Below are 25251 nucleotides of genomic sequence, written 5' to 3'. Positions count from 1 at the left end.
AAGATAGGGTATTTATTTTCAATATCTATTCTGAATAGGTCACGCAATTACGATCATTTTCCCATACGGTTAAGCTATGCATCTTAACTTCTGGAGATTGAATACGTTTTTCTATTTCTTTAAAAATATAAACTGCAATGTTTTCAGCGGTTGGGTTTATTTTTGTAAAGTGTGGGTGGTCATTTAAAAAAGTGTGGTCTAGTTCTTTAACGACTTCTTTTGCATGGCGTTTAATCTCTTTAAAATCAATTACCATACCGATGTCATTTAACTGAGTACCCGCTACTTGAACTTCAATTTTCCAGTTATGACCATGCAATTTAGCGCAGTCACCAGGGTATCCTCTTAAGCTATGCGCAGAGGCGAAATCAAGTAAGGTTTTTAATACAAATGTTTGTGCCATGAGAAATCACTTTTTATCTTTTAAGTTCTTGGCTAAAACGTAGAATTAAGAAGCCAATAAAATGAAACTCTTATTGTATCTTAAAAACAGTCCTATGTTTTACAAGGCCAGAAGGGGTGCCGATTATAACCAAAAGATTTTAGGATGAAAAGCTAACTTTTTGAAAAGCTAAGATTCTTTTGTGTGGAAGCACCTAAATACGGTTGTTTTTATGGTCGTCAAATCCAGGCAAAAACTCAATTTGCGTTTAAAGCCGGTGTTGTTTGCAGTTAAGTGTGCATTATGGTTAATGTTTAGTGGAGTCTTGCAGCGATATAGTCAATTAACTCTTCAAGAAATTTACTATGAATATTCAGATCGTGCAGTTGTTGTTTTGCTTGAATAATTAATTGATCACGATAGTCTTTTGCAGCCTGTAACCCTAAAAGTTTTGGATAGGTTGATTTATCGAGTAGTAAATCACTGCCTTGCGGTTTTCCTAATGTTTGGGTATTGCCTTCAATATCTAAAATATCGTCTTGTACTTGAAATGCTAAACCAATTAGTTCACCCAGTTTTAGCAGGCCTGGTTTAATCGTTATGTAATCTTTAGACTGTACAGCACCCATTAATAAGGCACATTGAATTAAAGCACCTGTTTTTTTATTATGAAGTTGTTTTAATTGCTCGGCAGTAATTTCTTTGCCTTCTGATTCAATGTCTAATACTTGACCACCAATCATACCCAAAGGGCCACTGGCTTTGGCTAATAAAGTCACCATTTTAATGGCGTGATTAGGTTGTAAATTAGGGTCTTCACTGAGAATTTGAAAAGCCATTGTTTGTTGAGCATCACCGACTAAGATTGCGGTAGCTTCATCGTATTGAATATGGCAAGTAGGTTGGCCTCTGCGTAAATCGTCATTATCCATTGCAGGTAAATCATCATGTACTAAAGAGTAGCTATGAATAAGTTCAATGGCGCAGGCTGCCGTGTCGACTTGTTTTAAAGGTGTATTTAACGCTTGTGCTATGGCATAAATTAATGCAGGTCTTAGGCGTTTACCTTTATTCAAGGTTGAATATTGAATAGCGCTAAACAAATTGTTTGTATTGCTAGATTGTTGATTAGCAAGCTTATTAATATAGTCTTCTAAAGCTTGATTAACGCGTGTTTGAAACTGAGTAAGCTGGCTTTGCAAAAGTATTCTCCATAAAAAAAGCCGTCTATTGACGGCCTTTTTTTAAAGTACGATAAATATTGTGGCTATTTTAACGGTTAATACTATTGAAATAAACTCATTAACACGGCTAACACAATATTTTATGTAAACGAATTATAACTCGTCTGAATGCTCGCTTAGGTACTCGGCAACACCGTCTGGCGTATCTTTCATGCCTGAATCACCTTTATTCCAACCGGCAGGGCAAACTTCACCCACTTCTTCATGGAACTGAAGGGCTTCAACCATACGTACCATTTCGTCCACGTTACGTCCTAGAGGAAGGTCATTAACCACTTGGTGACGTACTACGCCATTGGTGTCAATTAAAAAAGCACCGCGTAATGCAACGTTACCTGGGTGAACAATACCGTAAGCTTCCATGATAGAACCACCTAAATCGGCTACTAATGGAAACTTAACAGGACCTAATCCACCTTGGTTAACTGGCGTGTTACGCCAAGCGTTGTGAGTAAATTGAGAATCTACTGAGATACCAACTACTTCTGTTCCTAATTCTTTAAAACGATCAACACGGTGGTCAAAAGCTAAGATTTCAGAAGGGCATACAAAGGTGAAATCTAAAGGGTAGAAAAACACAACGGCGTATTTACCAGCAATATGGTTTTTAAGGTTGAAGTCTTCAACAATTGAACCATCAGCTAATACAGCGGCTGACGTGAAATCTGGAGCTTGTTTTGTTACAAGAACTGACATAGTTTTAATCCTTAATATAAGTTAAATAAGATGAATAAATTAACTGAAATAGTATAGTAAAAAACGGCTGTTTATACCAGTGAATAACATAGATAAAAGAATTTACCAGGCCTGGTAAAAACGTAACAAAATACAAAATATTAAAGCTTTAATTGTTTTTAGCCGTTATAGTTTATAGAAAGTTTGAGTAACGCTTGTATTATTAAAATAGTTATTCTTGTCATTAAGTGTTCTTAAACAAAAATAAAGAGTTTATATTCTTGATGTTATTTATGTGATTGTAGCGAACTATTATGAAATAGCGGTTTTGTAAAAATATCTCAACTAGGTTGTTGTTTATGTTTATTGTGTATAGTCCAGAAGGTCAGAGCTTTATAGGTGCAGCGCAAAATTTGCCTGCATTAAAAGTAGACCCTGCCAAACGCATTAATAAAATTGAAGCGGCCGAGCTGGAAGCGTTAAAGGTTGATTTACAACAAAAGCATAGCGGCAATACAAAACAAAATAGTGCGGTCAATGCTTATAAAGTAAATCAAAAAGAATCACAACGACGTTTACTGGTTAAAGGCGCTGAGATTATGAGTTCGCCAGTGATAACGATTGATGAAGACCGTTCTTTAGAGGACGCTTGGAATTTAATGCAACAACACCACATAAAACACTTACCTGTTTTAAGCGAAGGTCAGCTAGTTGCAATGTGTTCTAAAACGGATTTATTAACGAGAATGATTGTGAGTGCAAAAGGTCAACTTGAAGGGGTTAAGCCTGAAAAAGTAAGCCAAGTAATGAAAACGGGCGTGGTCACTACGGCATTAGATACCGATATAAGACACATTGCTTTAGCTTTAACCGATTATGACATTGATGCTTTAGTCATTATGGGGGAGTATCAAAAAATATTAGGTATTGTGACAGAAAGCGATTTAATTAATCGTTTGGCGCAAGAACCACCGCTTGAACTTTATACCTAAACTTTGTCTTTAAGGTTTTGTATTTAAGGTTTTATATTACATCTGTTTTTAATGAAATCGTCAGTGTAAACACAGATTTACCAGGCCTGGTAAAATGATTAAATTGCGAATCAAATCTGTTGATTTAATAGTACAAAACGCTTTAAATCCAGTATTTTAATGTGTTTTAGGTTTTAAAATAGTGGGCTTAGGTATTTTGTGAATATGTGGGTAATCTAAGTTGTAGTGCAAGCCACGGCTTTCTTTACGACGTTGTGCGCTCATTACCATTAATTCGGCTACCAGTACCAGGTTTCTTAATTCTAATAGATCACGAGTTAAGGTGTGTTGACGGTAGTATTCATCCACTTCTTTGTGTAAGTTTCTAATACGTTGGCGTGCGCGTTTTAAACGTTTATTGGTTCTAACAATACCAACATAATCCCACATGACTCGGCGAAGTTCATCCCAATCATGGCTAATTAAGACTTTCTCTTTAGGTTCAGTGGTGCCGCTGCTATCCCAAGGTTCAACAGGTTGGCGATCAAATGTTTGACTGGCAAACGCTTTACAAATACTTTCTTGAGCCATTTTGGCAAAAACCAATCCTTCTGCCAGTGAATTACTTGCTAAACGATTCGCACCATGCAAACCTGTATAAGCCGTTTCACCAATCGCATATAAACCATCCAGGCTACTACGACCTTCTAAGTCGGTTACCACGCCTCCGCACGTATAATGAGCTGCGGGTACAACCGGTATTTGTTCTTTAGTGATATCAATACCCAGTTTTTTGCATCGTTCATAAATAGTTGGAAAATGCGTTTTTATTAAATCTGCGGGTTGATGGGTAATGTCTAAATACACGCAATCAATACCATGCATTTTCATCTCTTGGTCAATGGCTCTGGCCACAATGTCTCTGGATGCAAGGTCGGCACGTTTATCATATTTATGCATAAATGCTTCACCATCAGGTAAGCGTAAAATAGCCCCTTCGCCACGTAATGCTTCACTGATTAAAAATGAACGATCTTTAGGGTGAAACAAGCAGGTTGGATGAAACTGATTAAATTCCATATTGCCCACTTGGCAACCTGCGCGCCATGCCATAGCAATACCATCCCCGGTAGACGTATCGGGGTTGCTGGTATATAAATAAGCTTTACTTGCACCACCTGTTGCTAAAACGGTAAACAGCGAGGATATGGCGTAAATACTGTAATCTTTTAAGTTAAGTACGTAAGCACCAATACAGCGATTTCTTTTTTTGTTTTGAATTAAATCAATCGTCATATGATCGGGTAATAACGTAATGTTTTTATGCGTTTTTACTTTTTTAATTAAGGTCGCTAAAACCGATTGCCCTGTGTGGTCGGCCGCATGTATTACACGTCTGTGGCTGTGTCCGCCTTCTTGGGTTAAATGAAACGGAAAGTCCGATTTATTATGTTCCCCAGGTTCTTCTGGATGATCAACGCTAAAAGGGACACCAAGTTCAATGAGTTCTTGAATGGATTCTGCCGCATGGGATGCAACAATTTCTACGGCCTTTGGATCACATAACCCCGCACCCGCAATTTGTGTATCTTTTATATGTGCGTCAATACTATCAAATGGGTCTAAAACTCCTGCAATTCCACCTTGGGCATAGTTAGAACTCCCTTCTGAAAGAGGGCCTTTAGCCAAAATAGTAATTTTATGATTTTCAGCTAATTTAAGGGCAATGGATAAGCCAGCAATTCCACTTCCAATGACTAGAATGTCGGTATTATGCGTAGTGCTGTTTTTTGAAAACAAAATGAATCCTTAAGTTTTAAATGCAATCATGCGGGCAGTTTAAACACGAAGAGTTGACTATGACATGAAGTAGAGTTGTTTTATGGTACACGCTTTTTTTATGTTTATAGTTGTTATTATATTGGACAAGAAAGTGAACTAAAATGCTTATTTTCGCTAACTGAGCGATAAAAGAAGGGAATTTTTATTGAAAGTTAAGGTAATATCCTTATTTAAAGCTTTAATTCGTTAGTGATTAGCAAAAGATTGTTTGAGGAAATCATGGAAAATCAAGAAGGTCGTTTGTTGCGTGAACAAGGTATTGTTGTGGGTATTGAAGCCAACAGTGTATTAGTGCAAACGCAAAGAGTTACGGGTTGTTCAGGTTGTTCATCATCATCTGGCTGTGGTACTTCGGCTTTGTCAAAACTATTTTCAGGTACCAGTAAAGAACCGGTAAGGGTTAATAAGACCCTGTCATGTAATTTAGGAGATTCTGTAGAGCTTGTATTGGATGAGTCACGATTGCTTAAACATTCATTTATGGCTTATGGTTTACCATTAATTGGCTTATTTTTATTTTCAATTACCTTTTCAAAGCTTGCTATAGGTCTTTTAGGTTTAGCCAATTTAGCGGATATAGCAGCTATTTTGGGTGGTGGTTTTGGGCTTTTTTGTGGTTGGTGGATAACCCGAAAACTCTACAAGCCTGTTATGCCAGAATTAAGCAAAGTATATGGCCCAGCTTCAACGTCGTAATAATTTTTGTTGCTTGGGTAAGATAGTTAATCGTAAAAGCAAAGGGTTTTGCGATTTAATGAATTAAAGTGATGAATATAGGGAGTCAGTTAACCATGAAAAAAACATCCGTATTTTTTAGTGTTGTTATTAGTGCTTGGATGGTTTTTCAGCCTGTAACCAGTTTTGCAGCCAATGCAAACGATTACGGCTTGCCTGATTTTAGTCAATTGGTAGATGAAACCAATCAAATAGTGGTCAATATCAGCACCTCTAAAAAAGTAGATCGTGAAAAAATGCCCCAGTTTAGAGGTGTGCCAGATGAGATGTTACGCCACTTCTTTGGGTTGCCAAAATATAGAAACGGTCCAGATAGTGATCAAGACTCAGAGCAAAATAGAATTCCGCAAGAAGAGATGCACTCTTTAGGTTCTGGTTTTATTATTAGTGCAGATGGTTACATCTTAACGAATAACCATGTGGTTGAAGGGGCAGACGAAATTATCGTTAGAATGCGTAATCGTCAAGAACTAAAAGCCAAAGTAATAGGTACTGATCCACGTACTGATGTTGCCTTAATTAAAATTGATGCACATGATTTACCGTTTGCAAAAATTGGTAATTCAAGTGATTTAAAAGTAGGCCAATGGGTCTTAGCGATTGGTGAACCATTTGGTTTAGACTTTAGTGCAACCCACGGTATTATTAGTGCTTTAGGGCGTGCTTTACCTGAAGACACTTATGTTCCCTTTATTCAATCAGATGTTTCTATTAATCCAGGAAACTCTGGTGGGCCATTATTTAATTTAGATGGTGAGGTTATTGGTATTAACTCGCAAATCTACAGTAAATCAGGTGGCTCAATGGGATTATCATTCTCTATCCCTATCAATATTGCTATGAATGTTGTTAATCAACTGAGAACGGATGGTAAGGTTTCTCGCGGTTATTTGGGTGTGCAAATTCAAGAAGTAACGAATGATTTAGCGCAATCTTTTGGCTTGTCTAAACCAGAAGGAGCTTTAGTTGGGCAAATTTTCCCAGATACAGCGGCATCAAAAGCAGGTATTCAACCGGGTGATATTATTTTAGAATTTGATGGCAAAGCCATTAAAAAGTCAGCCGATTTACCACCTATTGTTGGTATGACATCGCTTAAAAAATCGGTTAAGGTCAAGGTGTTAAGACAAGGTAAAACGATTTTCTTTACTGTACATCTTAAAGCGCTAGATCAAGATGAAACCTTAGCCAGTAATTCTAAGGCCAAGTCTGCTAAAAATAACCGATTAGGAGCATTGGTTAAAGAATTAGATAGTGATTCTTTAAAAGCCTTAAACCTTCCATTTGGTGTAATGGTTACAGATGTTTTGGGCGGAGCCGCAGAAAAAGCAGGTCTTCGTACTGGTGATATTATTGTTACCATCGACTTTAAGCCTATAAAAAGTGTTAAGGGTTTAAAAGCCATTATGAAAAAACTGCCTAAAAATCGTTCTTTACCCGTGAGAGTAGTTCGCAATAAACAGTCTCTATTCTTACCGTTAACCCTTGATAAGTAAGGTTTTATGAATGTTTTAAAAAGTAAATTAAATCCAATGAAAACTGGGGGGTGTTTAATTTAAGTTTAAGTCGATGAATCAAGATGATTTATCAATGCGAAATAACTTGAATTAGCGTAAAATACCCGCCATTCATTGGTAACCAACACAACGTTGTTTTATGTATCTTAAAAATAGGTCAATAATCGTTGTGTAAAAAGGGGCTATGGCCCCTTTTTTATTTGTTTTTTTTAATCATTTCTCAAAGAACCTTTATGCAAAGGTCAAACAGAGTGAATGAAAAGTGTATCGTTAAGTTGGAGCTTAAATGTCAGACAGTTTAAAACATATTCGAAATTTTTCGATTATTGCGCACATTGACCATGGTAAATCGACCATTGCAGATCGTTTTATTCATTTATGTGGTGGATTAACTGATCGTGAGATGCAAGCTCAAGTGCTTGATTCAATGGATATTGAAAAAGAACGTGGTATTACCATTAAAGCGCAAAGTGTCACTTTGTACTATAAAGCTGATGATGGTGAAACTTACCAATTAAACTTTATCGATACTCCAGGCCACGTTGACTTCTCTTATGAAGTATCACGTTCGTTAGCGGCATGTGAAGGTGCGCTTTTAGTGGTTGATGCCTCTCAAGGTGTAGAAGCTCAAACCGTAGCTAACTGCTATACCGCCATAGAACAGGGGTTAGAAGTTCTTGTTGTTTTAAATAAAATTGATTTACCTGCCGCAGATCCAGACCGAGTTATTGAAGAAGTTGAAGAGATTATTGGTGTTGAAGCCGTTGATGCGGTAAGAGCCAGTGCTAAAGCGGGTATTGGTATTCGTGAAACATTAGAAGACATTGTTGCAAAAATACCACCACCTGAAGGTGATACGGATGCACCGCTAAAAGCCTTAATTATTGATTCTTGGTTTGATAACTATTTAGGTGTTGTCTCTTTAGTGCGAGTAATTGACGGTAAAATTGGTAAAAAAACCAAAATGAAAGTCATGTCCACCAAAGAAGAATACATGGTTGATGATGTGGGTATCTTTACGCCAAAACGTACTTCTAAACCGTATTTATCAGCGGGTGAAGTAGGGTATGTTATATCGGGTATTAAAGACATTGACGGTGCACCCGTTGGTGATACTTTATGTGATGCGGCACGTGAAGATGTAGATGCGCTTCCAGGTTTTAAACCAGCACAACCACGCGTTTTTGCAGGCCTGTTTCCAATTAGTTCAGAACAATATGAAGATTTGCGTGAAGCGTTACGTAAGCTACGTTTAAATGATGCGGCATTGCACTTTGAACCCGAAACGTCAGAAGCCTTAGGGTTTGGTTTCCGTTGTGGTTTCTTAGGTATGCTGCACATGGAAATTATTCAAGAGCGTCTTGAACGTGAATATGATATTGATTTAATTACCACAGCCCCAACGGTTATTTACGAACTTTTAACCAAAGCAGGAGATGTAATCAATATAGATAATCCATCAGAACTTCCAGATGGTGGGATTATTGAAGAAATTCGTGAACCGATTATTCAAGCCAATATTCTTGTGCCAAACGAATATGTTGGCGCCGTAATGAAATTGTGTATTGAAAAACGTGGCGTGCAAAAAGACATGCAGTATTCGGGTGGTCAAGTATCTATTCATTATGAGCTACCGTTAAATGAAGTAGTATTAGACTTCTTTGATCGTCTTAAATCATGTAGTCGCGGTTATGCCTCTATGGATTACGAGTTTAAACGTTTTCAAGCAGATGATTTGATTCGTGTTGACTTTATGATTAATGGTGAAAAAGTGGATGCCTTAGCGTTAATTGCTCACCGTAGTTTTGCGGTAAAACGCGCCAAAGTGATTATTGAAAAATTACGCGAAGTTATTCCACGTCAAATGTTTGATGTCGCCATACAAGCCGCTATTGGCGGTAAAATCATTGGTCGTTCAAATGTAAAAGCCCTACGTAAAAACGTAACTGCCAAATGTTATGGTGGTGATGTTTCTCGTAAAAAGAAATTGTTGCAGAAGCAAAAAGAGGGTAAAAAACGAATGAAATCAATTGGTAGTGTAGAATTGCCTCAAGAAGCCTTCTTGGCTATTTTAGATACAGGAGAATCTTAAATATGAGTTTTGAGTTAATCTTAGTCATTGTTACGGCAATTACGGGTGTTATCACCTACGTAGATCGTGTAGTTTGGCGACCCAAAAGATTGTCAGCGATGATGCCAGAAAAAGAACCTATTCTAGTAGAATACGCTCGCTCACTTTTCCCTGTGTTTTTAGTGGTTTTGGTACTGCGTTCTTTTATTATAGAACCGTTTAGAATTCCGTCAGGATCAATGTACCCAACATTACAAATTGGTGATTTTATTGCCGTGAATAAGTTTGCTTACGGTATTAAACTACCCGTTTTGCAAACTAAAATTATTCCAATTTCTGAACCTCAACGTGGTGATGTTGTGGTCTTTAAATACCCTAAAGATCCAGATGTAGATTACATTAAACGTGTGATTGGTTTACCAGGCGATAAAATTACCTATGTAGATAGAACGCTTTTTATTAACGGTAAAGTGGTTCCACAAAAGTACATTGGCAAATATCACGGAACGGAATCGAGCGCGATTATGAATGGTGCATCGGTTGTTCAAGAAACATTTGATGATGGCAATGTGCATCAAATTTTATTAGATATGGACAAGTCTTCAGCCGACATGAATACAGTCACTGTGCCTCCTGGTCATTATTTTATGATGGGAGATAATCGTGATCACAGTAATGATAGTCGTTTCTGGGGCTTTGTTCCTGAAAAGAATTTAAAGGGTAAAGCATTCGGAATTTGGATGAACTGGGACAGTAAGTTACATCTAAATAGATTAGGTACGGGAATTCATTAATATGGCTAAGTCAAACGGTAAACTTTCAGTTGAGCGTCTTGCTAAATTAGGGCAATTATCTAAAAAGTTGGGTTACCAATTTAACGATATCTCTGTTTTACAACACGCATTAACCCATCGTAGTATGGGGGCGATCAATAATGAGCGTTTAGAGTTTTTAGGTGACAGCCTGGTTAATTTTATGATTGCGGATGTTTTGTTTCATCAGTTTAATCGTTTACCAGAAGGTGATATGAGCCGAGTGCGTGCGCATTTGGTAAAAGGGGATACCTTAGCGATTATTGGTAAAGAGTATGAATTAAGTGATTATTTAGTACTTGGACCTGGTGAGCTTAAAAGCGGTGGTTTTAGACGTAATTCTATTATTGCCGATTCAGTAGAGGCGATTATTGCAGCGGTATATGAAGACGGTGGTTTAGATGCCTGTCGAGAGTTAGTCATGCGTTTTTATAAAAAACGACTTGAAGAACTTGACCCTAAAAAAGTGGGTAAAGACCCTAAAACCCGTTTACAAGAATACTTACAGTCACATAATGAAGACCTACCCGAATACAGTATTATTAGTGTTAATGGCGCAGCGCATGCTCAAGAATTTACGGTTTCTTGCTATGTAGGCAAGTTAAATTCTAAGTTTGAAGCCAATGCTTCAAACCGTCGTAAAGCAGAACAAAAAGCCGCCGAGATTGCTTTAGAAGCATTGGGTGAGTTGTAGTTAACAAAACAAATTACCATTTCTTTATTTTGCGAGTTTTAGTCTGTTTTAGCATTTTACCAGGCCTGGTAAAATATAAAACTTCTGTAATTTAGAGTTATAATCAATCATGTAATAGCATGATTATATTGAGAAAACCATGTCAGATAACGAATTATCTTTAGAAAAAATCCTCGCCGGTTCAGCTGAACAAGATGCTGAAGCCGTTACCGATTATCAAGCAGGCTTTGCCGCAGTAATTGGTCGCCCAAATGTGGGTAAATCCACCATTATGAACGAGATGCTAGGCCAAAAACTTAGCATTACTTCACATAAACCACAAACCACTCGTCACCGAATTCACGGCATTTACACCACACCTAAACACCAAATTATTTATGTGGATACGCCAGGTATGCATCTTGGGGGTGAAAAATCGATTAACGAATACATGAACCGTACCGCTAACAGCGCATTTGCCGATGTTGATGTAATTTTATTTGTGGTAGAAGCAGGGCGTTGGACCAAAGAAGATGAAGCCGTTGCTAAAAAATTGCAAGGTATTGAAACACCCGTTGTGGTTTTAATGAATAAAATCGACAACTATAAAAACAAAGAAGATTTGTTTCCGTTTATGCAAACGGTGGGTGAAAACGTTCAAATGGACACCTTGATTCCGATTTCTGCTTATAAGAAAAACGGTTTAGATTTAATTAAAAAAGAGGTCCTTAAATACCTACCTCATCAAGATAAAATCTTTCCAGAAGAGTATGTAACTGATCGTTCTCAACGTTTTTTAGCGGCAGAGATTATTCGTGAAAAACTGATGCGTACATTGGGTGAAGAAGTACCTTACGGTTCAACCGTTGAAATTGAACAGTTTAAATACGATGAAGAAGAAGATCGCTGGTTTATTAATGCCTTGATTTTGGTTGAACGTAAAGGCCAAAAACAGATTGTCATTGGTAAAAAAGGCGAGCTCATTAAACAAATGGGTATTCAAGCACGTAAAGATTTAATTGCGCTACTCGACGGCAGAGTTCACCTAGAACTTTGGGTTAAAGTTAAAGAAAACTGGTCAGATGATGCACGCGCATTAGCCAGTTTGGGTTATGACGATAACTATTCAAGTTAATTAGGTTTTAGGCCATGGAGATAGAGCAGTCAGCTTATGTTCTGCATTCTCGCCCTTACCGAGAAACCAGTGCCTTGGTGACTTTTTTTACCCCCGAATACGGCAAAATAAACGGCGTAGTGCGTGGGGTAAGAGGGGGGCGCAAAACAGCTTCTCAAAAAACAGCCATGTTACAGCCATTTCAAAAACTCACTTTGCAGTGGCGCGAAAAACCCAATAACTGTTCTGATTTAGTCAGTATTAAACAAGTTGAATTTGATTCACTACGTTTTCCTCTTATGGCAGAAGCCAATATTTGTGGTCTTTATGTCAATGAGCTGCTATACCGTTTGCTTTTTCCGCAGGTGGCCACTGAAACTTTATTTGAACTTTACCAACATACCCTTTATGACTTATTAGCCGCTACACAAAGAAATCAACAGGCCTGGTCTTTAAGGCAGTTTGAACACCACTTATTGGCTGAAATGGGGCATGGCTTACAGTGTGATACGGATGTGAATCAACAGCCTATTTTAGCGGAACAAGCCTATTTTTTTTACCCTCAAATGGGGGCTGTTTTAGCCCATTTAGACAGCCAAAAGCAAGGTGTACCTATACAAGGTGAATCGCTGTTAGCAATGCAAGAAATGCGTTATTGTGAAACCTGTTTGCCTGATTTAAAACGTCTTTATAGAACGGTTCTAGCGCACTATTTAGGCGGTAAACCCATTATGACTCGTGAACTTTTTAATTAACGTTTTTTAAGTTTTTACTGGTTTTTTCAATGATATTTCATCGCTAAACAGCGATAATAATTCACTTAATTTTGACACTATTTCAAGGAAAAGTAATGAATCCAATTTACCTAGGTTTAAATATTGATCACGTTGCCACTTTACGCCAAGCTCGTGGTACACGCTACCCGGATCCAGTTAAGGCCGCATTAGATGCAGAGATGGCTGGCGCAGACAGCATTACTTTACACTTGCGTGAAGATAGACGTCATATTCAAGATGCAGACGTGGTTAAAATATCGGCCATGCGTCAAACCAAAGTAAACCTTGAAATGGCCGCCACCGAAGAAATGGTACAAATTGCCATTCAGCAAAAACCAGAAGATGTTTGTTTAGTGCCAGAAAAACGTCAAGAGTTAACAACGGAAGGTGGGTTAGATGTAGCCGGGCAAATGCCTTGGTTAACCGATGTTTGTGCTCGTTTGGCAGAAGCAGGCTGTCGTGTATCTTTGTTTATTGATCCAGATGAAAAACAGATAGAAGCCGCCAAAGAAGTGGGTGCACCAGTCATTGAACTGCATACAGGTACTTACGCTGACTTAGAAAAACCAGAAGAAGTGGCCGAAGAAATCGCCCGTATTAAGCATGCTGCAGAATACGCTACCCGTTTAGGTTTAGTGGTAAATGCTGGGCATGGTTTGCATTACCATAATGTACAACCTATTGCCGCTATGAAAGAAATTGAAGAGTTAAATATTGGTCACGCTATTATCGCTCAAGCCATCTATTCTGGTTTACCAGAGGCCATTCGTGAAATGAAACGATTAATGATTGAAGCCCGTCAACAAGCGTACTTAAACGATTAAAAGGTCTGCATAATGATTATTGGTGTAGGCACAGATATTGTTGATGTAGAACGTATTGAAAAAGTGTATGAAAAACAGGGCGATACCTTTGCACAAAGATTATTGTCTGATGCAGAACTTAAAGAGTTTAAAAATCAGCTGTATCCTGCTCGGTTTTTAGCCAAACGTTGGGCTTTAAAAGAGGCCGTATCTAAAGCATTGGGTACAGGGATTGCACAAGGTGTTCGTTTTAAAGATATGACCGTAGCCCACAAAGAGAGTGGGCAACCTGTTTTAGTGCTTACTGATTCAACGTTAGAAAAATCAAATGAATTGGGCATTACCGATTGGGCAATAAGTATTAGCGACGAAAAACATCACACCGTGGCGTTTGTAGTGGCAGAGCAGCGAACTTAATAAATTTAAATTTAATCAATCAACCGATATTAGGAGTTTTTAGCATGAATAAATCGCTGGTTACTAACTTAACCGCACTTATTTTAATGGTTTTGGGTTATGTGTTACAAGACACATTACTTTTAATGATGGGGCTTTTTGCGTTATCAGGTGCCTTAACTAACTGGTTAGCGGTTTATATGCTGTTTGAAAAAGTTCCCGGCTTAGTCGGTTCGGGTGTGATTCCTAACCGTTTTGAGGAGTTTAAAAGCGCGATTAAATCACTCATGATGGAACAGTTTTTCACGCAAGAAAATATTGATAAGTTTGTTTCTAATACCGCAAAACAATCAAAATTTGAGCTTAAACCTATTATTGAAAAAGTTGATTTAACTCCCTCTTATGAACGATTGGTAGAAGTGATTATGAATTCATCTTTTGGTTCTATGTTGGGTATGTTTGGTGGTGCAGACTCGTTAACACCATTAAAAGAACCATTTTTAGTGAACATGAAAAGCTCATTAATAGAAATGACGCAAACGGATGAATTTCATCAAATGTTACAAGAAGAACTTGATCAACCCGATGTCATGGCCGATATTAAAAGCCAAGTCGCTAATATTATTGATGCTCGTCTTGATGAATTAACGCCGCAACTGGTTAAAGAGATGGTACAAAAAATGATTAAACAGCATCTTGGTTGGTTAGTCGTTTGGGGTGGTGTTTTTGGTGGGTTAATTGGTTTAGTTTCATCACTATTTATGATGATGCCCGTTTAATAAAATTTATTTTTTACCCCTTTTTTCTTTTGCAAAACTAAATTACCAGGCCTGGTAATTTAGTTTTTTTGTATTATGCAAAATGATTGATAAACCTTAAAAAGACACGTTTTATGATAATGACAGCATTTCCAATTTGGGCCATTCTATTAAGTGCTTTAGCCATGTTTTTTCCGCAAATGTTTGTGGATTTAAAATCATGGATTGTGCCATTGCTTATGCTGGTTATGCTTGGCATGGGTCTCACGCTTAAATGGCAAGACTTTAAGCAAGTTTGGCAACATCGCTTTGTGGTTGTTTTAGGGGTTGTTATTCAATTTTTAATCATGCCTTTGGCGGCTTGGTTGCTTTCTCTTGTTTTTGGCTTATCTCTAGAGCTCACCATCGGCATGATGTTAGTGGGTGCAACGGCAGGCGGTACTGCTTCTAATGTTATTGCGTATTTAGCAAAGGGTGATTTAGCCTTATCGGTAAGCATGACGCTGGTTTCAACCTTAGCTGCGGTGGTTATGTTGCCATTATTAACCTGGTTATATATTGGCCAACAAGTGGACGTGCCCGTTATGTCTATGTTGATTATGTTGCTTAAAATTATTGTGTTACCCATTATTTTGGGCATGATTATCAACCATTTTTGGCATGCAAAATTACAAAAGGTTATGGTGTTTTTTCCGCCTTTTTCTATGTTGGCCATCTTATTAATTATTGCTATTGTGGTTGCATTAAATGCCAATAATTTAGAAACCGTTGCCTGGACAGTAATTGCTGCCGTTATATTGCACAACGTAATAGGTATGTTTTCTGGTTATTATTTAGCCAGAAAATTTGGTTATAACTCAGTGATTGCCCGAACGGTTGCTATTGAAGTGGGTATGCAAAATTCGGGTCTAAGTGTGGCATTAGCCCTTAAATACTTTACAGCAACCAGTGCTTTGCCAGGAGCAGTGTTTAGTATTTGGCATAATATTTCGGGTTCAATTTTTGCAAGTTACTGGCAAAAGAAAAGTAAATCAAGCCATTCAACAGAGGCCTCTAAATAAAAAATAGGTATTTTTAATTCCGTATTAAAATTCTGTATTTTAAATTCTGTAATGGTCTGTAAATAAAGAAAAAGTTTTGTTTTTACTTCACGCCTCATGAATTCTTATCTATAATATGTATTTTAAATCCATGTTTAAAATTGCACTTAAAAATGTGCTTACTATTTATGGTTAATGACCATGTTAAATATTGATATTAAATATGGATGTATATAGAGCAGGCTAGTAATGACCAGGCCTGGTAAATTTAAGAATAAACCTAAATATCAGTCTATTGTGGTTTTAAAGGCTTTATAGAATTATGTATTTTTTTGACCGGGCATTTCGTTCTTTTTTTCTGGGTGGGGCACTTTTCGCCACCATTTCTATGCTTATTTGGTGGCTTAACTATCCCGTAGTAAATGCGGGCTTAAATCTAACCAATTTTTCGGGTGTGTCACCCGTTTATTGGCATGGTCACGAAATGATATTTGGCTACGCTCTGGCAACTATAACCGGTTTTTTACTCACCGCAGTCATGAACTGGACAGGTTTAAATTCGGCATCGGGTAAAAGTTTGGCAGGGCTGTTTTTATTATGGTTATTAGCCCGTTTAGGGTATTTATTTGATCTTCCCATTCAGTACATTGCCATGGTTGATATCGGTTTTACATTAGGTCTGTTTTTACACTTTTTTATACCCGTGTACAAAACCAAACAGTGGAAACAAACAGGCATAGCGGTTAAGTTCTTTTTGCTAATCTTTGCTAATGCGCTCTATTATTTAGGTGCGTTGGGTTTATTACCAAAGGGCGAATATTGGGGAATGATTTCGGGGCTGTTTTTAGTCTTAGCCATTAACTTAACCATGATGCGTCGCTTGATTCCATTTTTTACAGAAAAAGCATTGGGCTTGCCAGAAAAAAAGAATGAAATATGGATTGATGTTTTAGCCGTAGGCGGTTTTTTAGGTTTAATGGTAGCGATTATGTTTGTGCCTAACAATTGGTTAATCAGTGTTATTGCGTTTCCACTTGCACTTATTCATACCTGGCGTTGGCTAAAATGGTATCACCCTAAAATTTGGAAGATCACACTCATTTGGCCATTACATGTCTCTTATGCGTTTATGATTTTAGGTATGTTTTTATACGGTTTTGTTGGCTTAAAAATGGTGAATGAATCCCTTGCTATTCACGCTTTAGCCGCAGGAGGCATTGGTTTGCTGTGCTCATCCATGATGGCAAGAATCTCTTTAGGGCATACCAACAGAAATGTATTTGAACCACCTAAAATAGTGGTTGCGATATTTGCCTTATTAACCCTTACGGCTATTGTTAGAGTAATCTTACCGCTTGTAGATGCTAGTCACTATGTTTTATGGATGCATCTCAGTCAATGGGGTTGGGCAATCAGTTTTGCTATTTTAAGCATCGTCTATTGGTCAATTTTAACAAAGCGCAGCCCTTTAAAAGACACGGGTATTAGGCTTTGATAGACTTTGATAGGCTTTGATATTGGTTGCAATAGACAGTTATAGGTTGCCATAGATTGTGAATTATTATTCATCACTAATCACTCATCATTCAGCGTTAATTAGAGGCTCAGTAACTACAAAGTAACGCCTAATTAACGCTTAAGTAACGCCTAATTAACGCTTAATTAACGCTTAATTAACGCTTAATTAACGCTTAATGCTAAAAACTCGTTTTCTAATAACCAAACCCAATATATTGCCAAATAACGCAAATACCAACCATAGCCAACCATGCAAACTGCCTGAGGCAATACCGCTAAAAAATGCCCCAATATTACAGCCAGAAGCCATAACTGCTCCAAATCCCATAATTGTGCCGCCTATAATACTTGCTGTTAAGGCTTTAGCGCTAATCGTTACCTTGATTCTTGGATGAATCAGCGATGCAATAAACGCCCCTAAAATAACTCCCATAGTTGTTAAACTCACCGTATTTTCAAATAGTCCCTGATTCATTCGGGTACTGTTTTCCATAGCATAATCCCAAAATGTCCAATCAATAGAAAGGCCAAATAGGTCAATTAGACTCGTTCCCCAATATGGAAAAACCGAACTAATCGACCAAGGAGTGCCAGATATAAATAATAGCGATGCATTTAAAAATGCCAAACTGATTGCGGCGGCTAAAAATGGGTGTGTCTTTAAAAAATGTTGTTTAGCAATTAAGGGCTGATAATCTTGATGATGGCGTTGTTCTAACCGTTTTAATAACAGATACAAAAATGCCAATAAAAGCAGTTGAACCAATAAACCTAACAACCAACCAAACTCACGTTGAAACGCAAATGGTTCAAAAACAGGTAATTGATTCCAATCAGAAAAAGTCATGGCAGCCAAGCTACCGCCAATAATCATAAAAAATAGGGTAGAAAACGACATAGCTTGTAACTGACCCACTCTGTTAAGAGTGCCAGAGGTGCAACCGCAGCCTATTTGCATGCCGATTCCGAAAATAAATGCCCCTAAAGGTATGGCTAAACTCAACGGGCGAATAAACCCAGTAAAGGTTTGATCGTGCCAAGATTGCAGAGCCAAAAGCGGGGCAAATAAAAGTATGGCAATGGCTAATAACCAAATAATAGATCGCATACCTGCGGTGCGTTTTTCTGTAATCAAAGAGCGAAAACTACTGCTAAAACCAAACTGAAAGTAATTTAAACTTGCTCCTAAAAGAGCACCAATTAATAGTAAATTAAAGGCCAAAAGTTGGCTGTTTTGAATAATATTATTGAGAGCAAACACCCATAAAGGTGAGGTTAAAAATAAAATGTATAAAGAAAATTTTGTGCGGTTCATGAACATATCCCAGGTTTTATAAAGATATCTTAATAAGATTTACTTATTAAGTATAATCAATAAAACTAATGATGTTATTGGTTGTAACCTTAGCTAGAACCCCAATTTAAAAGGTCGTTATCGGGGTTTGTGTGTATATCTGTTAAGTAAAATAGTAATTTACCAGGCCTGGTAAATTGCTAATTTAAAGAAAAAAGCTGGTTAATTATGGGATTAATTTTTGATGCGTGTTTTTGTGGTTTTATTATTTTCAACCGCATCATTTGGGTGATTAATAATGGATTCACCTTCTACCAGGCCTGCTAAAACTTGCGCACTTAAACCATTGCGTTGACCTACTTTTACTGCTTGTCTTATTGCGGTGTTATTAACATTTTTAAAGACCGCCCAGCCATCCTTGTAACGAAATAAAGCACTTGAAGGAACTTGTAATACATTGTCTTGTTGCCACAAAATAAATTGAGCTTCAACACGATAGCCATCACCTAATTTTTGCCACTCTTTCGTTGCAGAGGTAAAGTCACATATCACCCAAACACGTTGTTCTTCTACACCTAAAGCCGACACTTTGGTAAAACCAACGGGTTCAATCAGTCTTACAATACCTTCTAAAGGGTGCGAACCTCCCCAGCGGTCAAATAATACTTTCATGCCTGGCTTGATTTTAACGGCGTCGGCAGAAAGTACATCAACCTCAACTTCTAATGCGGTTGGATCACCCACCTCTAATAAGGATTCGCCAGTGATAACCGGGCCTTCACATTTACGAGCGACTTTTAAAATTTTGCCATTAATGGGTGAGTTTACGGGCACACGTTCAATATTGTTATTGTGTGGTTTTGCGGCGGAATAGTTGAGTGTGGTCATGGCTGATTGCAGTTCAAATTGAGCCACCTCAACGGCAAAATTAGCAGAGCGTTGTTGGCTTTTTGTCGTTAGTGCGGCTGTTTTGGTTTGATCAAAGGTTTCTTGAGAAATTAAGCCTTTGGCCAGAAGCGGTTGATAGCGTTTGAGTTTATCGCTAGCCAGTTTGGCATTGGCTTTTGCTAAAACCACTTGTTGTTTAGCCGCTTGCAAAGCAGAATTGGCAACCGATACTTGAGCTTGTGCCTGAGCTTTACTTCTAGCATCAAGCACTTGAGATTCTAATGGACTAATATTGAGTAAATTTTGCCCTTGGGTTACGGTGTCGCCCACCTTTAAATGCATACGGCAAGTCATTCCATTAATGGGCGAGGCAATCACATAACGGTCAATCACTCTAGTACGACCGTCTTCTTGAATACTAACAATCAGCGGCGCTTTTTTAACCTTAACAATCTCTACCATAATTGGTTTTGGCCAAAATCCCCAGACTAGCATCCCGATAATCAAAATCAAAGTCACCAAAATGCCAGGGTGTTTGAGTAGGGTTGAATTTTTAAATGGGTTATTCATAGTTAAACTCTTAATTTAGCCTTTAGTTGTATCGTTTTTAGTTGGTCTAGCTTTTAGTTAGTTCAGTTTTTAGTTGGTTTAGCTTTGATTTTATCTATATCTATTCTTTGGCTTTTAATACCGCTACCATATCAAGCTGGTCAAGATTTCGCCATATCATAAAACCAGAAAGTAGTGATGAAACTAAAACCACCAGTGCCGCTTTGGCATAGACTGCGTTTTCTAAAATAAGTGGAATTCGATATAAATCACTATCAAATTGCATGGCTAAATAGCCGCATAAAAGATAACCAATGACAAAACCCAGCGGAATTGCAAAAAGGGTTAATAGAGCTTGCTCACCCAATAAAATATAGGCTATTTCTGAGCGATGAAACCCTAACACTCTTAGGCTAGCCAGTTCTCTACTGCGTTCAGATAACGCAATTCTCATACTGTTATAAACCACGCCAAAAGCGATGCTTGCCCCCAGTAGCGTTGAGATAAAGCTAAAAAACAAAATGGTATCGTCCATGGTTTCATAAAAACCCTCAATGGCTGATTTTTGCTGTACCACGCCAGCAATTCTAGGCATGTTTTTTAGCTGGTTATAAACCGATTTTTGATATTTTTCATCTACTTTTAAATAAGCACCAGAAATCACATTTCCCTCTTTTAACAAGCGGTTTAAGGTGCTGCGTTGCATATACACATTTAACCCTAAATATTGCTTTACTGTACCAATAATGGGCACATGAATAGTGGGGCGATTGCCTTCTAAAACTTCAATGGTCAGAATATCACCCACTTTAATATGCAGCTGTTGAGAAAGGTAATCGGTAATAATTACACCTTCTTGCGGTACGCTGACTTTATTGAGATGACTGTCTAACAAATCTGTTAAAAAAGATATTGGCTCCACGCCACTGACTGAAGTGCGGTAAGAACGATGTTCAAATTTAAGTTTAGCGGCCACATTTCTAAAACCTTCTGCCAGTTCAACGCCTTGAATACTTTTTAAAGAGTGCAACGATTTGCTTGCGGAGGGTTCTGCATACAACGCCATTAAATCTTCATGTTGGCTCATATTGTATTGCACATCAACCATCTCATTAATGGCACCTTCTTGAAACCCACTTACCATCATAATACCGCATGCCATACTAATGCCAAGTGTGGTTAATAATGATTTAATTGGGCGGCGTTCAATGTGCCGCAAAATCATTCTAGATGGTTGAGAAAACTGATTTTGTAAACCCAAACGTTCTATAAATGTGGGGTGATAACTGGCCGGTGCTTGAGCTCGCATACCTTGAGCGGGCGGGAGTTTTACCGCTTTATAAACGGCATGCAATGTGCCCAATAAAGCCACTGCAAAGCTCACTAATACGGCTAAAGCAATCATATGCGGTTGCACAATATAATTCATATAGGGCAGGCTATACACATCCATATAGATCTGGCTCATGCCTTTGCCCATCCAAATACCCAGGGCAATACCAATAATAATTCCTAGCGAGACAATCATTAATACCAATTTACTGTAATGAATGCCAATGGCAAGATTACTGTATCCAAAGGCTTTAAGTACGGCGATCTGTTCTCGTTCAAGCGAAATTAAACGGCTAATAACCACATTCAATAAAAATGCCGCAACTCCAAAAAAGATAATGGGAAATAGGGTCGCCATGTTTTGGAGCTGTTTTAACTCTTCCGTTAAAAAGCGATTTGAGAGTTGGTCTTTACGAGCATAAGCACCAATACCGCCATAGGGTTTGAGTATTTGGTCAAGCTGGTCAATAACATCTTGGGCATTGGCCCCTTTAAACAAGGTTAAGGTGACGTTATTAAAAGCACCTTGCATATCATACGCACTGGCTAAAGGGGCACGAGCCATCCACATGACCCCATAACTTTTATAGTCTGGAAACATCGCACCAGGCGCAATTTGATAAATGTATTCAGGAGAAAGACCCGTACCCACAATCGTTAATTTTTTACTGCGGCCATTAATATTGGCTCTAATTTTATCGCCAGCTTTTAATTTGTGGGCATCGGCAAACTCTTCACTCAAAATAATTTCATTATCACGGCCTGGTTCAATAACCCGACCATCACGTAAATAGATTTGGTTAAGTAAGCCACGTGGGTTATTGCTATTACCGCTAATACTGCTATCTGGCAGAGAGATTAAATGTCCGCTTACTGGGTCGTTATAACCCGCAATCTCTAAATTTACATAACTCACCACACGGGTTTCTACCTTATCAACGCCCGGTATTTCTGCAATACGTTTAGCAACTGAGAGAGGAGCACGTTTTAGCGATGAAAAAATGTCTGCAAAATGGTGATCTTGATAATAGCTAGCACGGCTTTGATAAAGTGAATCATAGGTACTTAATGACATAATAAAAATGGCCACACCACTTACAATCACCATAGCAATAGCTAAGGCTTGCATACGCATATTCCAAAGTTCACGCCAAAGTTTGATGTCAATTGCATTCATGATATTGGGGTCTTTATAGCTTCTTTATGGATTAGTTGTTTTCTACCACGATAAATCTTGCGGAGAGACACGGGTTTGATTGCTGTAACTTTTGATAATCTGCCCATCTGATAAACTAATCACTCTATCGGCCATTTCAGCAATGCCTGCATTGTGGGTAATGACTGCGGTAGTGGTACCTAGTTCTTGGTTAACGCGTTGTAACGCTTCTAATACTTTAATCCCCGTTTGCGAATCCAAAGCCCCTGTGGGTTCATCACACAATAAAACATCTGGATTTTTAGCAATGGCTCGTGCAATCGCCACACGCTGTTGTTCTCCACCAGAAAGTTGGGCAGGAAAGTGATTTAATCGTTCACCCAAGCCAACTATCTCTAAAGCCTCTTCAGGTGTCATGGGGTTTTTAGCAATTTCAGTCACCACCGCCACATTTTCACGTGCGGTTAAACTGGGAATAAGATTATAAAATTGAAAGACAAACCCCACGTTATAACGGCGATATTCGGTAAGCTGATATTCGCTGGCTTGGCTTAAATCAATTTCTTCAGGATGATTGTTTTGTATATTTTTATGGTTGTAGTAAAAAACCTCACCCGAACTAGGTGTGTCTAAACCACCTAAAATATTAAGCAAGGTGGATTTACCACTTCCTGAAGGCCCTAATAACACCGTAAATTCACCCTGAAAAAGTTCTAAATCAATGCCACGTAAAGCATGCACATCAACTTCACCCATTTGATAGGTCTTTGTGATGTTTTTTGCACTAAAGACTAAGGCTTTATTTATGTTTGAAAGAGCGTTTCTATTTTGCATTTTTGGGTTATTAACCTTAAATTATAAAAGACATATTTTAAGTATATACCTAAAAATTATTAGAGGTAAGAGTTCATAAAATTGAAATAAGTTCCGTTACCATCGCGAATTAAAATCATCTTTTTTGTATTAAATGAATAGCACATTAAAGATACAGAACACAGTAAAATAGACCCATAATAACGTTCTGATTTAAATACAGTTGGTATCAATTAATGGCAATTACTTTTAAACAATTTGATATAAATCTCTTTTTACCAGGCCTGGTAATTTTATTTTTAACCACAATTTTTCTTGCAGGTTGCAGTTCTAAGAGCCTACAACCTTTGCCAGAAGATAGCGTTATTATGGCTTTTGGAGACAGCTTAACTGCAGGTTATGGCGTAAATAAAACACAAAGTTACCCCAATGTATTAGCCAATTTAACCGGGTTAAAAGTAGTAAACGCGGGTGTAATTGGCGAAACAACTCAGCAAGGCCTTAATAGAATAGATAAGCTGTTAGAAACCCATCAACCAGGCCTGGTAATTTTACTAGAAGGTGGAAATGATGTTTTACAAAAAGTACCAACAGCCACAATAAAAGACAATTTACGGCAAATGATTCTTAAAATACAAGCGCATGGCGTAGCCGTTGTTTTAATTGGCGTACCACCCAAAAAGTTATTTGCAGATTCAATGGATTTGTATTCAGAGCTGTCTGATGAATTTAATATTCCGCTAGAAGACGATATTGTGGCCAGTTTAATAATGAAACCCTCAATGAAATCGGATTATGTACATTTTAATGCCAAAGGCTACCAAGCACTGGCTGAAGCCATTTATAAAAAAGTACAAGACAGTGGAGCGGTTAAATAAGACTTTATTGTTTAACCTAACCAGATAAAAATAAAAGAAATACCGTAAACGATGAAAACAAAATTAATCACCAAACAAGGTTTTACAAAACTCCAAGCGGAACTGGATGAACTTTGGCGTAAAGAACGCCCACAAGTCACCAAAATTGTCACCTGGGCAGCCAGCCTTGGAGATCGCTCAGAAAATGCAGACTACCAATACAATAAACGCCGTTTAAGAGAAATAGATCGCCGAGTACGCTTTTTAAGAAGGTACTTAGAAGAGGTCAAAATTGTTGAATACCATCCGCAACAAGACGGCAAAGTGTTTTTTGGTGCTTGGGTAGAACTAGAAGACGAAGAGGGCAAAACACTGAAAGTCAAAATTGTTGGCCCAGAAGAAATTTACGGCGCAAAAGATTACATCTCCATAGATTCACCCATGGCCAGAGCCTGCATTGGCAAACAAGTTGATGACGAAGTGATTGTAAATATACCAACAGGCAAAAAAACCTGGTTTGTAAACGCGATTAGTTATAGTTAGGAATAATGATTTAACCTACCTAAAACAGTTTACATGCATTCCAATCAAACCACTTCTAAACTCTAAACCACACAAATAGATTCATTCAAAAAAATAATTTACCAGGCCTGGTAAATTGCAACTTAATCCTAAAACAATCCTAAAATACATTCTTTTATTAATTGAATAAGTAAAATTTCTGATTTATTATAAATGCGTTTATTACACGAATTTTGGCGTTTAGTCTATTAGAGAGCTTCAAGCTGACCCCTTTAATTTGATTACGCATCGGCAAGGCGGTTTTTAGTGTTTTTTATTTATTTGAATGATGATTTTGAAGGTGGCGAAACCAGTTTTAAACAGTTCAATATTAAAGTTAAACCCAAACAGGGCAGTTTGATTCTATTTCCACCCATGTGGAACTGGTTACTCCAATCCCGTGCCGTAACAGGCAATAATCCTAAATACAGTGTTGGGAGTTATATGCATTATGTTTAAGAATTTAGGGGGTTT

23 protein-coding genes and 1 pseudogene are annotated in these 25251 nt (G+C 37.9%); 16 read left to right on the top strand and 8 right to left on the bottom strand.

Going from position 1 to position 25251, the window contains the following annotated elements; translation table 11 throughout:
• Positions 1-25: 25 nt before the first annotated feature.
• The 3 genes from queD to ACYQ0E_RS08310 form a co-directional block, all read right to left on the bottom strand.
• Entirely contained in the window at positions 26-403 is a 378-nt protein-coding gene (gene queD / locus ACYQ0E_RS08320; RefSeq protein WP_460187771.1) for a 6-carboxytetrahydropterin synthase QueD, read from the bottom strand.
• A 293-nt stretch (positions 404-696) separates the two neighbouring features.
• On the bottom strand, positions 697-1584 hold the full coding sequence (locus ACYQ0E_RS08315; protein WP_460187770.1) for a polyprenyl synthetase family protein: 888 nt from the start codon (positions 1582-1584) through the stop codon (positions 697-699).
• Positions 1585-1719: 135 nt separating this feature from the next.
• Positions 1720-2322 (bottom strand): peroxiredoxin, encoded by a 603-nt coding sequence (locus tag ACYQ0E_RS08310; protein ID WP_460187769.1) that lies wholly within the window; start codon positions 2320-2322, stop codon positions 1720-1722.
• Positions 2323-2660: 338 nt separating this feature from the next.
• Here ACYQ0E_RS08310 and ACYQ0E_RS08305 point away from each other — a divergent pair, with 338 nt between their 5' ends.
• Positions 2661-3293, top strand: coding sequence for a CBS domain-containing protein (locus tag ACYQ0E_RS08305; RefSeq protein WP_460187768.1), 633 nt, complete (start codon positions 2661-2663; stop codon positions 3291-3293).
• A gap of 156 nt (positions 3294-3449) precedes the next feature.
• Here ACYQ0E_RS08305 and nadB read toward each other — a convergent pair whose 3' ends face one another.
• The gene (nadB, locus tag ACYQ0E_RS08300) at positions 3450-5072 is read right to left on the bottom strand and encodes an L-aspartate oxidase (RefSeq protein WP_460187767.1); all 1623 of its coding nucleotides are present in this window, start codon (positions 5070-5072) and stop codon (positions 3450-3452) included.
• Between the two features lie 261 nt (positions 5073-5333).
• On the opposite strand from nadB, the gene ACYQ0E_RS08295 reads away from it, so the two are divergent.
• The 12 genes from ACYQ0E_RS08295 to ACYQ0E_RS08240 all read left to right on the top strand — a co-directional run bounded on the left by ACYQ0E_RS08295 (position 5334) and on the right by ACYQ0E_RS08240 (position 17304).
• On the top strand, positions 5334-5810 hold the full coding sequence (locus tag ACYQ0E_RS08295; protein WP_460187766.1) for a SoxR reducing system RseC family protein: 477 nt from the start codon (positions 5334-5336) through the stop codon (positions 5808-5810).
• 95 nt (positions 5811-5905) lie between these two features.
• On the top strand, positions 5906-7345 hold the full coding sequence (locus ACYQ0E_RS08290) for a DegQ family serine endoprotease (RefSeq protein ID WP_460187765.1): 1440 nt from the start codon (positions 5906-5908) through the stop codon (positions 7343-7345).
• Between the two features lie 307 nt (positions 7346-7652).
• Positions 7653-9458: a translation elongation factor 4 gene (lepA, locus tag ACYQ0E_RS08285; protein ID WP_460187764.1), complete on the top strand. Its 1806-nt coding sequence runs from the start codon at positions 7653-7655 to the stop codon at positions 9456-9458.
• A 2-nt stretch (positions 9459-9460) separates the two neighbouring features.
• Positions 9461-10231 (top strand): signal peptidase I, encoded by a 771-nt coding sequence (gene lepB, locus ACYQ0E_RS08280; protein ID WP_460187763.1) that lies wholly within the window; start codon positions 9461-9463, stop codon positions 10229-10231.
• Position 10232: 1 nt separating this feature from the next.
• Positions 10233-10943: a ribonuclease III gene (gene rnc, locus ACYQ0E_RS08275; RefSeq protein WP_460187762.1), complete on the top strand. Its 711-nt coding sequence runs from the start codon at positions 10233-10235 to the stop codon at positions 10941-10943.
• A 139-nt stretch (positions 10944-11082) separates the two neighbouring features.
• Entirely contained in the window at positions 11083-12057 is a 975-nt protein-coding gene (gene era / locus ACYQ0E_RS08270) for a GTPase Era (RefSeq protein ID WP_460187761.1), read from the top strand.
• A gap of 14 nt (positions 12058-12071) precedes the next feature.
• On the top strand, positions 12072-12791 hold the full coding sequence (gene recO, locus ACYQ0E_RS08265; RefSeq protein ID WP_460187760.1) for a DNA repair protein RecO: 720 nt from the start codon (positions 12072-12074) through the stop codon (positions 12789-12791).
• Between the two features lie 95 nt (positions 12792-12886).
• On the top strand, positions 12887-13636 hold the full coding sequence (gene pdxJ, locus ACYQ0E_RS08260; protein ID WP_460187759.1) for a pyridoxine 5'-phosphate synthase: 750 nt from the start codon (positions 12887-12889) through the stop codon (positions 13634-13636).
• Positions 13637-13648: 12 nt separating this feature from the next.
• Entirely contained in the window at positions 13649-14032 is a 384-nt protein-coding gene (acpS, locus tag ACYQ0E_RS08255) for a holo-ACP synthase (RefSeq protein WP_460187758.1), read from the top strand.
• Positions 14033-14076: 44 nt separating this feature from the next.
• Complete coding sequence (locus tag ACYQ0E_RS08250) at positions 14077-14790, top strand: DUF445 domain-containing protein (protein WP_460187757.1); 714 nt, start codon at positions 14077-14079, stop codon at positions 14788-14790.
• 113 nt (positions 14791-14903) lie between these two features.
• Positions 14904-15830 (top strand): bile acid:sodium symporter family protein, encoded by a 927-nt coding sequence (locus ACYQ0E_RS08245; RefSeq protein ID WP_460187756.1) that lies wholly within the window; start codon positions 14904-14906, stop codon positions 15828-15830.
• A 301-nt stretch (positions 15831-16131) separates the two neighbouring features.
• Positions 16132-17304, top strand: a complete 1173-nt coding sequence (locus ACYQ0E_RS08240; RefSeq protein WP_460187755.1) for an NnrS family protein — start codon at positions 16132-16134, stop codon at positions 17302-17304.
• A 189-nt stretch (positions 17305-17493) separates the two neighbouring features.
• On the opposite strand, the gene ACYQ0E_RS08235 is transcribed toward ACYQ0E_RS08240, so the two are convergent.
• From ACYQ0E_RS08235 to ACYQ0E_RS08220, 4 genes are all read right to left on the bottom strand, one after another.
• The gene (locus tag ACYQ0E_RS08235; RefSeq protein ID WP_460187754.1) at positions 17494-18642 is read right to left on the bottom strand and encodes a YeeE/YedE family protein; all 1149 of its coding nucleotides are present in this window, start codon (positions 18640-18642) and stop codon (positions 17494-17496) included.
• A gap of 213 nt (positions 18643-18855) precedes the next feature.
• Positions 18856-20079: an efflux RND transporter periplasmic adaptor subunit gene (locus ACYQ0E_RS08230; protein WP_460187753.1), complete on the bottom strand. Its 1224-nt coding sequence runs from the start codon at positions 20077-20079 to the stop codon at positions 18856-18858.
• Positions 20080-20179: 100 nt separating this feature from the next.
• Positions 20180-22567: an ABC transporter permease gene (locus ACYQ0E_RS08225; RefSeq protein ID WP_460187752.1), complete on the bottom strand. Its 2388-nt coding sequence runs from the start codon at positions 22565-22567 to the stop codon at positions 20180-20182.
• Between the two features lie 42 nt (positions 22568-22609).
• On the bottom strand, positions 22610-23380 hold the full coding sequence (locus ACYQ0E_RS08220; protein ID WP_460187751.1) for an ABC transporter ATP-binding protein: 771 nt from the start codon (positions 23378-23380) through the stop codon (positions 22610-22612).
• A 215-nt stretch (positions 23381-23595) separates the two neighbouring features.
• On the opposite strand from ACYQ0E_RS08220, the gene ACYQ0E_RS08215 reads away from it, so the two are divergent.
• From ACYQ0E_RS08215 to ACYQ0E_RS08205, 3 genes and pseudogenes are all read left to right on the top strand, one after another.
• On the top strand, positions 23596-24237 hold the full coding sequence (locus tag ACYQ0E_RS08215) for an arylesterase (protein WP_460187750.1): 642 nt from the start codon (positions 23596-23598) through the stop codon (positions 24235-24237).
• A gap of 51 nt (positions 24238-24288) precedes the next feature.
• Complete coding sequence (gene greB / locus ACYQ0E_RS08210; protein WP_460187749.1) at positions 24289-24759, top strand: transcription elongation factor GreB; 471 nt, start codon at positions 24289-24291, stop codon at positions 24757-24759.
• 279 nt (positions 24760-25038) lie between these two features.
• Positions 25039-25236: pseudogene (locus ACYQ0E_RS08205) on the top strand (hypothetical protein); the annotation flags it as partial.
• Positions 25237-25251 lie beyond the last annotated feature (15 nt).

Source organism: Thiomicrorhabdus hydrogeniphila (assembly GCF_054656895.1).
The sequence above is the reverse complement of the archived record's forward strand: the minus strand, read 5'-3'. Positions and strand labels throughout refer to the sequence as shown.

What these genes read in the sequence shown, in the direction of transcription:
- ACYQ0E_RS08245 (WP_460187756.1), top strand. Translation starts at nt 14,904, where the DNA reads ATGATAATGACAGCATTTCCAATTTGGGCCATTCTATTAAGTGCTTTA.
- lepA (WP_460187764.1), top strand. Translation starts at nt 7,653, where the DNA reads ATGTCAGACAGTTTAAAACATATTCGAAATTTTTCGATTATTGCGCAC.
- ACYQ0E_RS08225 (WP_460187752.1), bottom strand. Translation starts at nt 22,567, where the DNA reads ATGAATGCAATTGACATCAAACTTTGGCGTGAACTTTGGAATATGCGT.
- ACYQ0E_RS08240 (WP_460187755.1), top strand. Translation starts at nt 16,132, where the DNA reads ATGTATTTTTTTGACCGGGCATTTCGTTCTTTTTTTCTGGGTGGGGCA.
- greB (WP_460187749.1), top strand. Translation starts at nt 24,289, where the DNA reads ATGAAAACAAAATTAATCACCAAACAAGGTTTTACAAAACTCCAAGCG.
- recO (WP_460187760.1), top strand. Translation starts at nt 12,072, where the DNA reads ATGGAGATAGAGCAGTCAGCTTATGTTCTGCATTCTCGCCCTTACCGA.
- ACYQ0E_RS08310 (WP_460187769.1), bottom strand. Translation starts at nt 2,322, where the DNA reads ATGTCAGTTCTTGTAACAAAACAAGCTCCAGATTTCACGTCAGCCGCT.
- ACYQ0E_RS08250 (WP_460187757.1), top strand. Translation starts at nt 14,077, where the DNA reads ATGAATAAATCGCTGGTTACTAACTTAACCGCACTTATTTTAATGGTT.
- ACYQ0E_RS08220 (WP_460187751.1), bottom strand. Translation starts at nt 23,380, where the DNA reads ATGCAAAATAGAAACGCTCTTTCAAACATAAATAAAGCCTTAGTCTTT.
- ACYQ0E_RS08305 (WP_460187768.1), top strand. Translation starts at nt 2,661, where the DNA reads ATGTTTATTGTGTATAGTCCAGAAGGTCAGAGCTTTATAGGTGCAGCG.
- ACYQ0E_RS08290 (WP_460187765.1), top strand. Translation starts at nt 5,906, where the DNA reads ATGAAAAAAACATCCGTATTTTTTAGTGTTGTTATTAGTGCTTGGATG.
- lepB (WP_460187763.1), top strand. Translation starts at nt 9,461, where the DNA reads ATGAGTTTTGAGTTAATCTTAGTCATTGTTACGGCAATTACGGGTGTT.
- ACYQ0E_RS08295 (WP_460187766.1), top strand. Translation starts at nt 5,334, where the DNA reads ATGGAAAATCAAGAAGGTCGTTTGTTGCGTGAACAAGGTATTGTTGTG.
- queD (WP_460187771.1), bottom strand. Translation starts at nt 403, where the DNA reads ATGGCACAAACATTTGTATTAAAAACCTTACTTGATTTCGCCTCTGCG.
- era (WP_460187761.1), top strand. Translation starts at nt 11,083, where the DNA reads ATGTCAGATAACGAATTATCTTTAGAAAAAATCCTCGCCGGTTCAGCT.
- acpS (WP_460187758.1), top strand. Translation starts at nt 13,649, where the DNA reads ATGATTATTGGTGTAGGCACAGATATTGTTGATGTAGAACGTATTGAA.
- ACYQ0E_RS08235 (WP_460187754.1), bottom strand. Translation starts at nt 18,642, where the DNA reads ATGAACCGCACAAAATTTTCTTTATACATTTTATTTTTAACCTCACCT.
- ACYQ0E_RS08215 (WP_460187750.1), top strand. Translation starts at nt 23,596, where the DNA reads ATGGCAATTACTTTTAAACAATTTGATATAAATCTCTTTTTACCAGGC.
- pdxJ (WP_460187759.1), top strand. Translation starts at nt 12,887, where the DNA reads ATGAATCCAATTTACCTAGGTTTAAATATTGATCACGTTGCCACTTTA.
- rnc (WP_460187762.1), top strand. Translation starts at nt 10,233, where the DNA reads ATGGCTAAGTCAAACGGTAAACTTTCAGTTGAGCGTCTTGCTAAATTA.
- ACYQ0E_RS08230 (WP_460187753.1), bottom strand. Translation starts at nt 20,079, where the DNA reads ATGAATAACCCATTTAAAAATTCAACCCTACTCAAACACCCTGGCATT.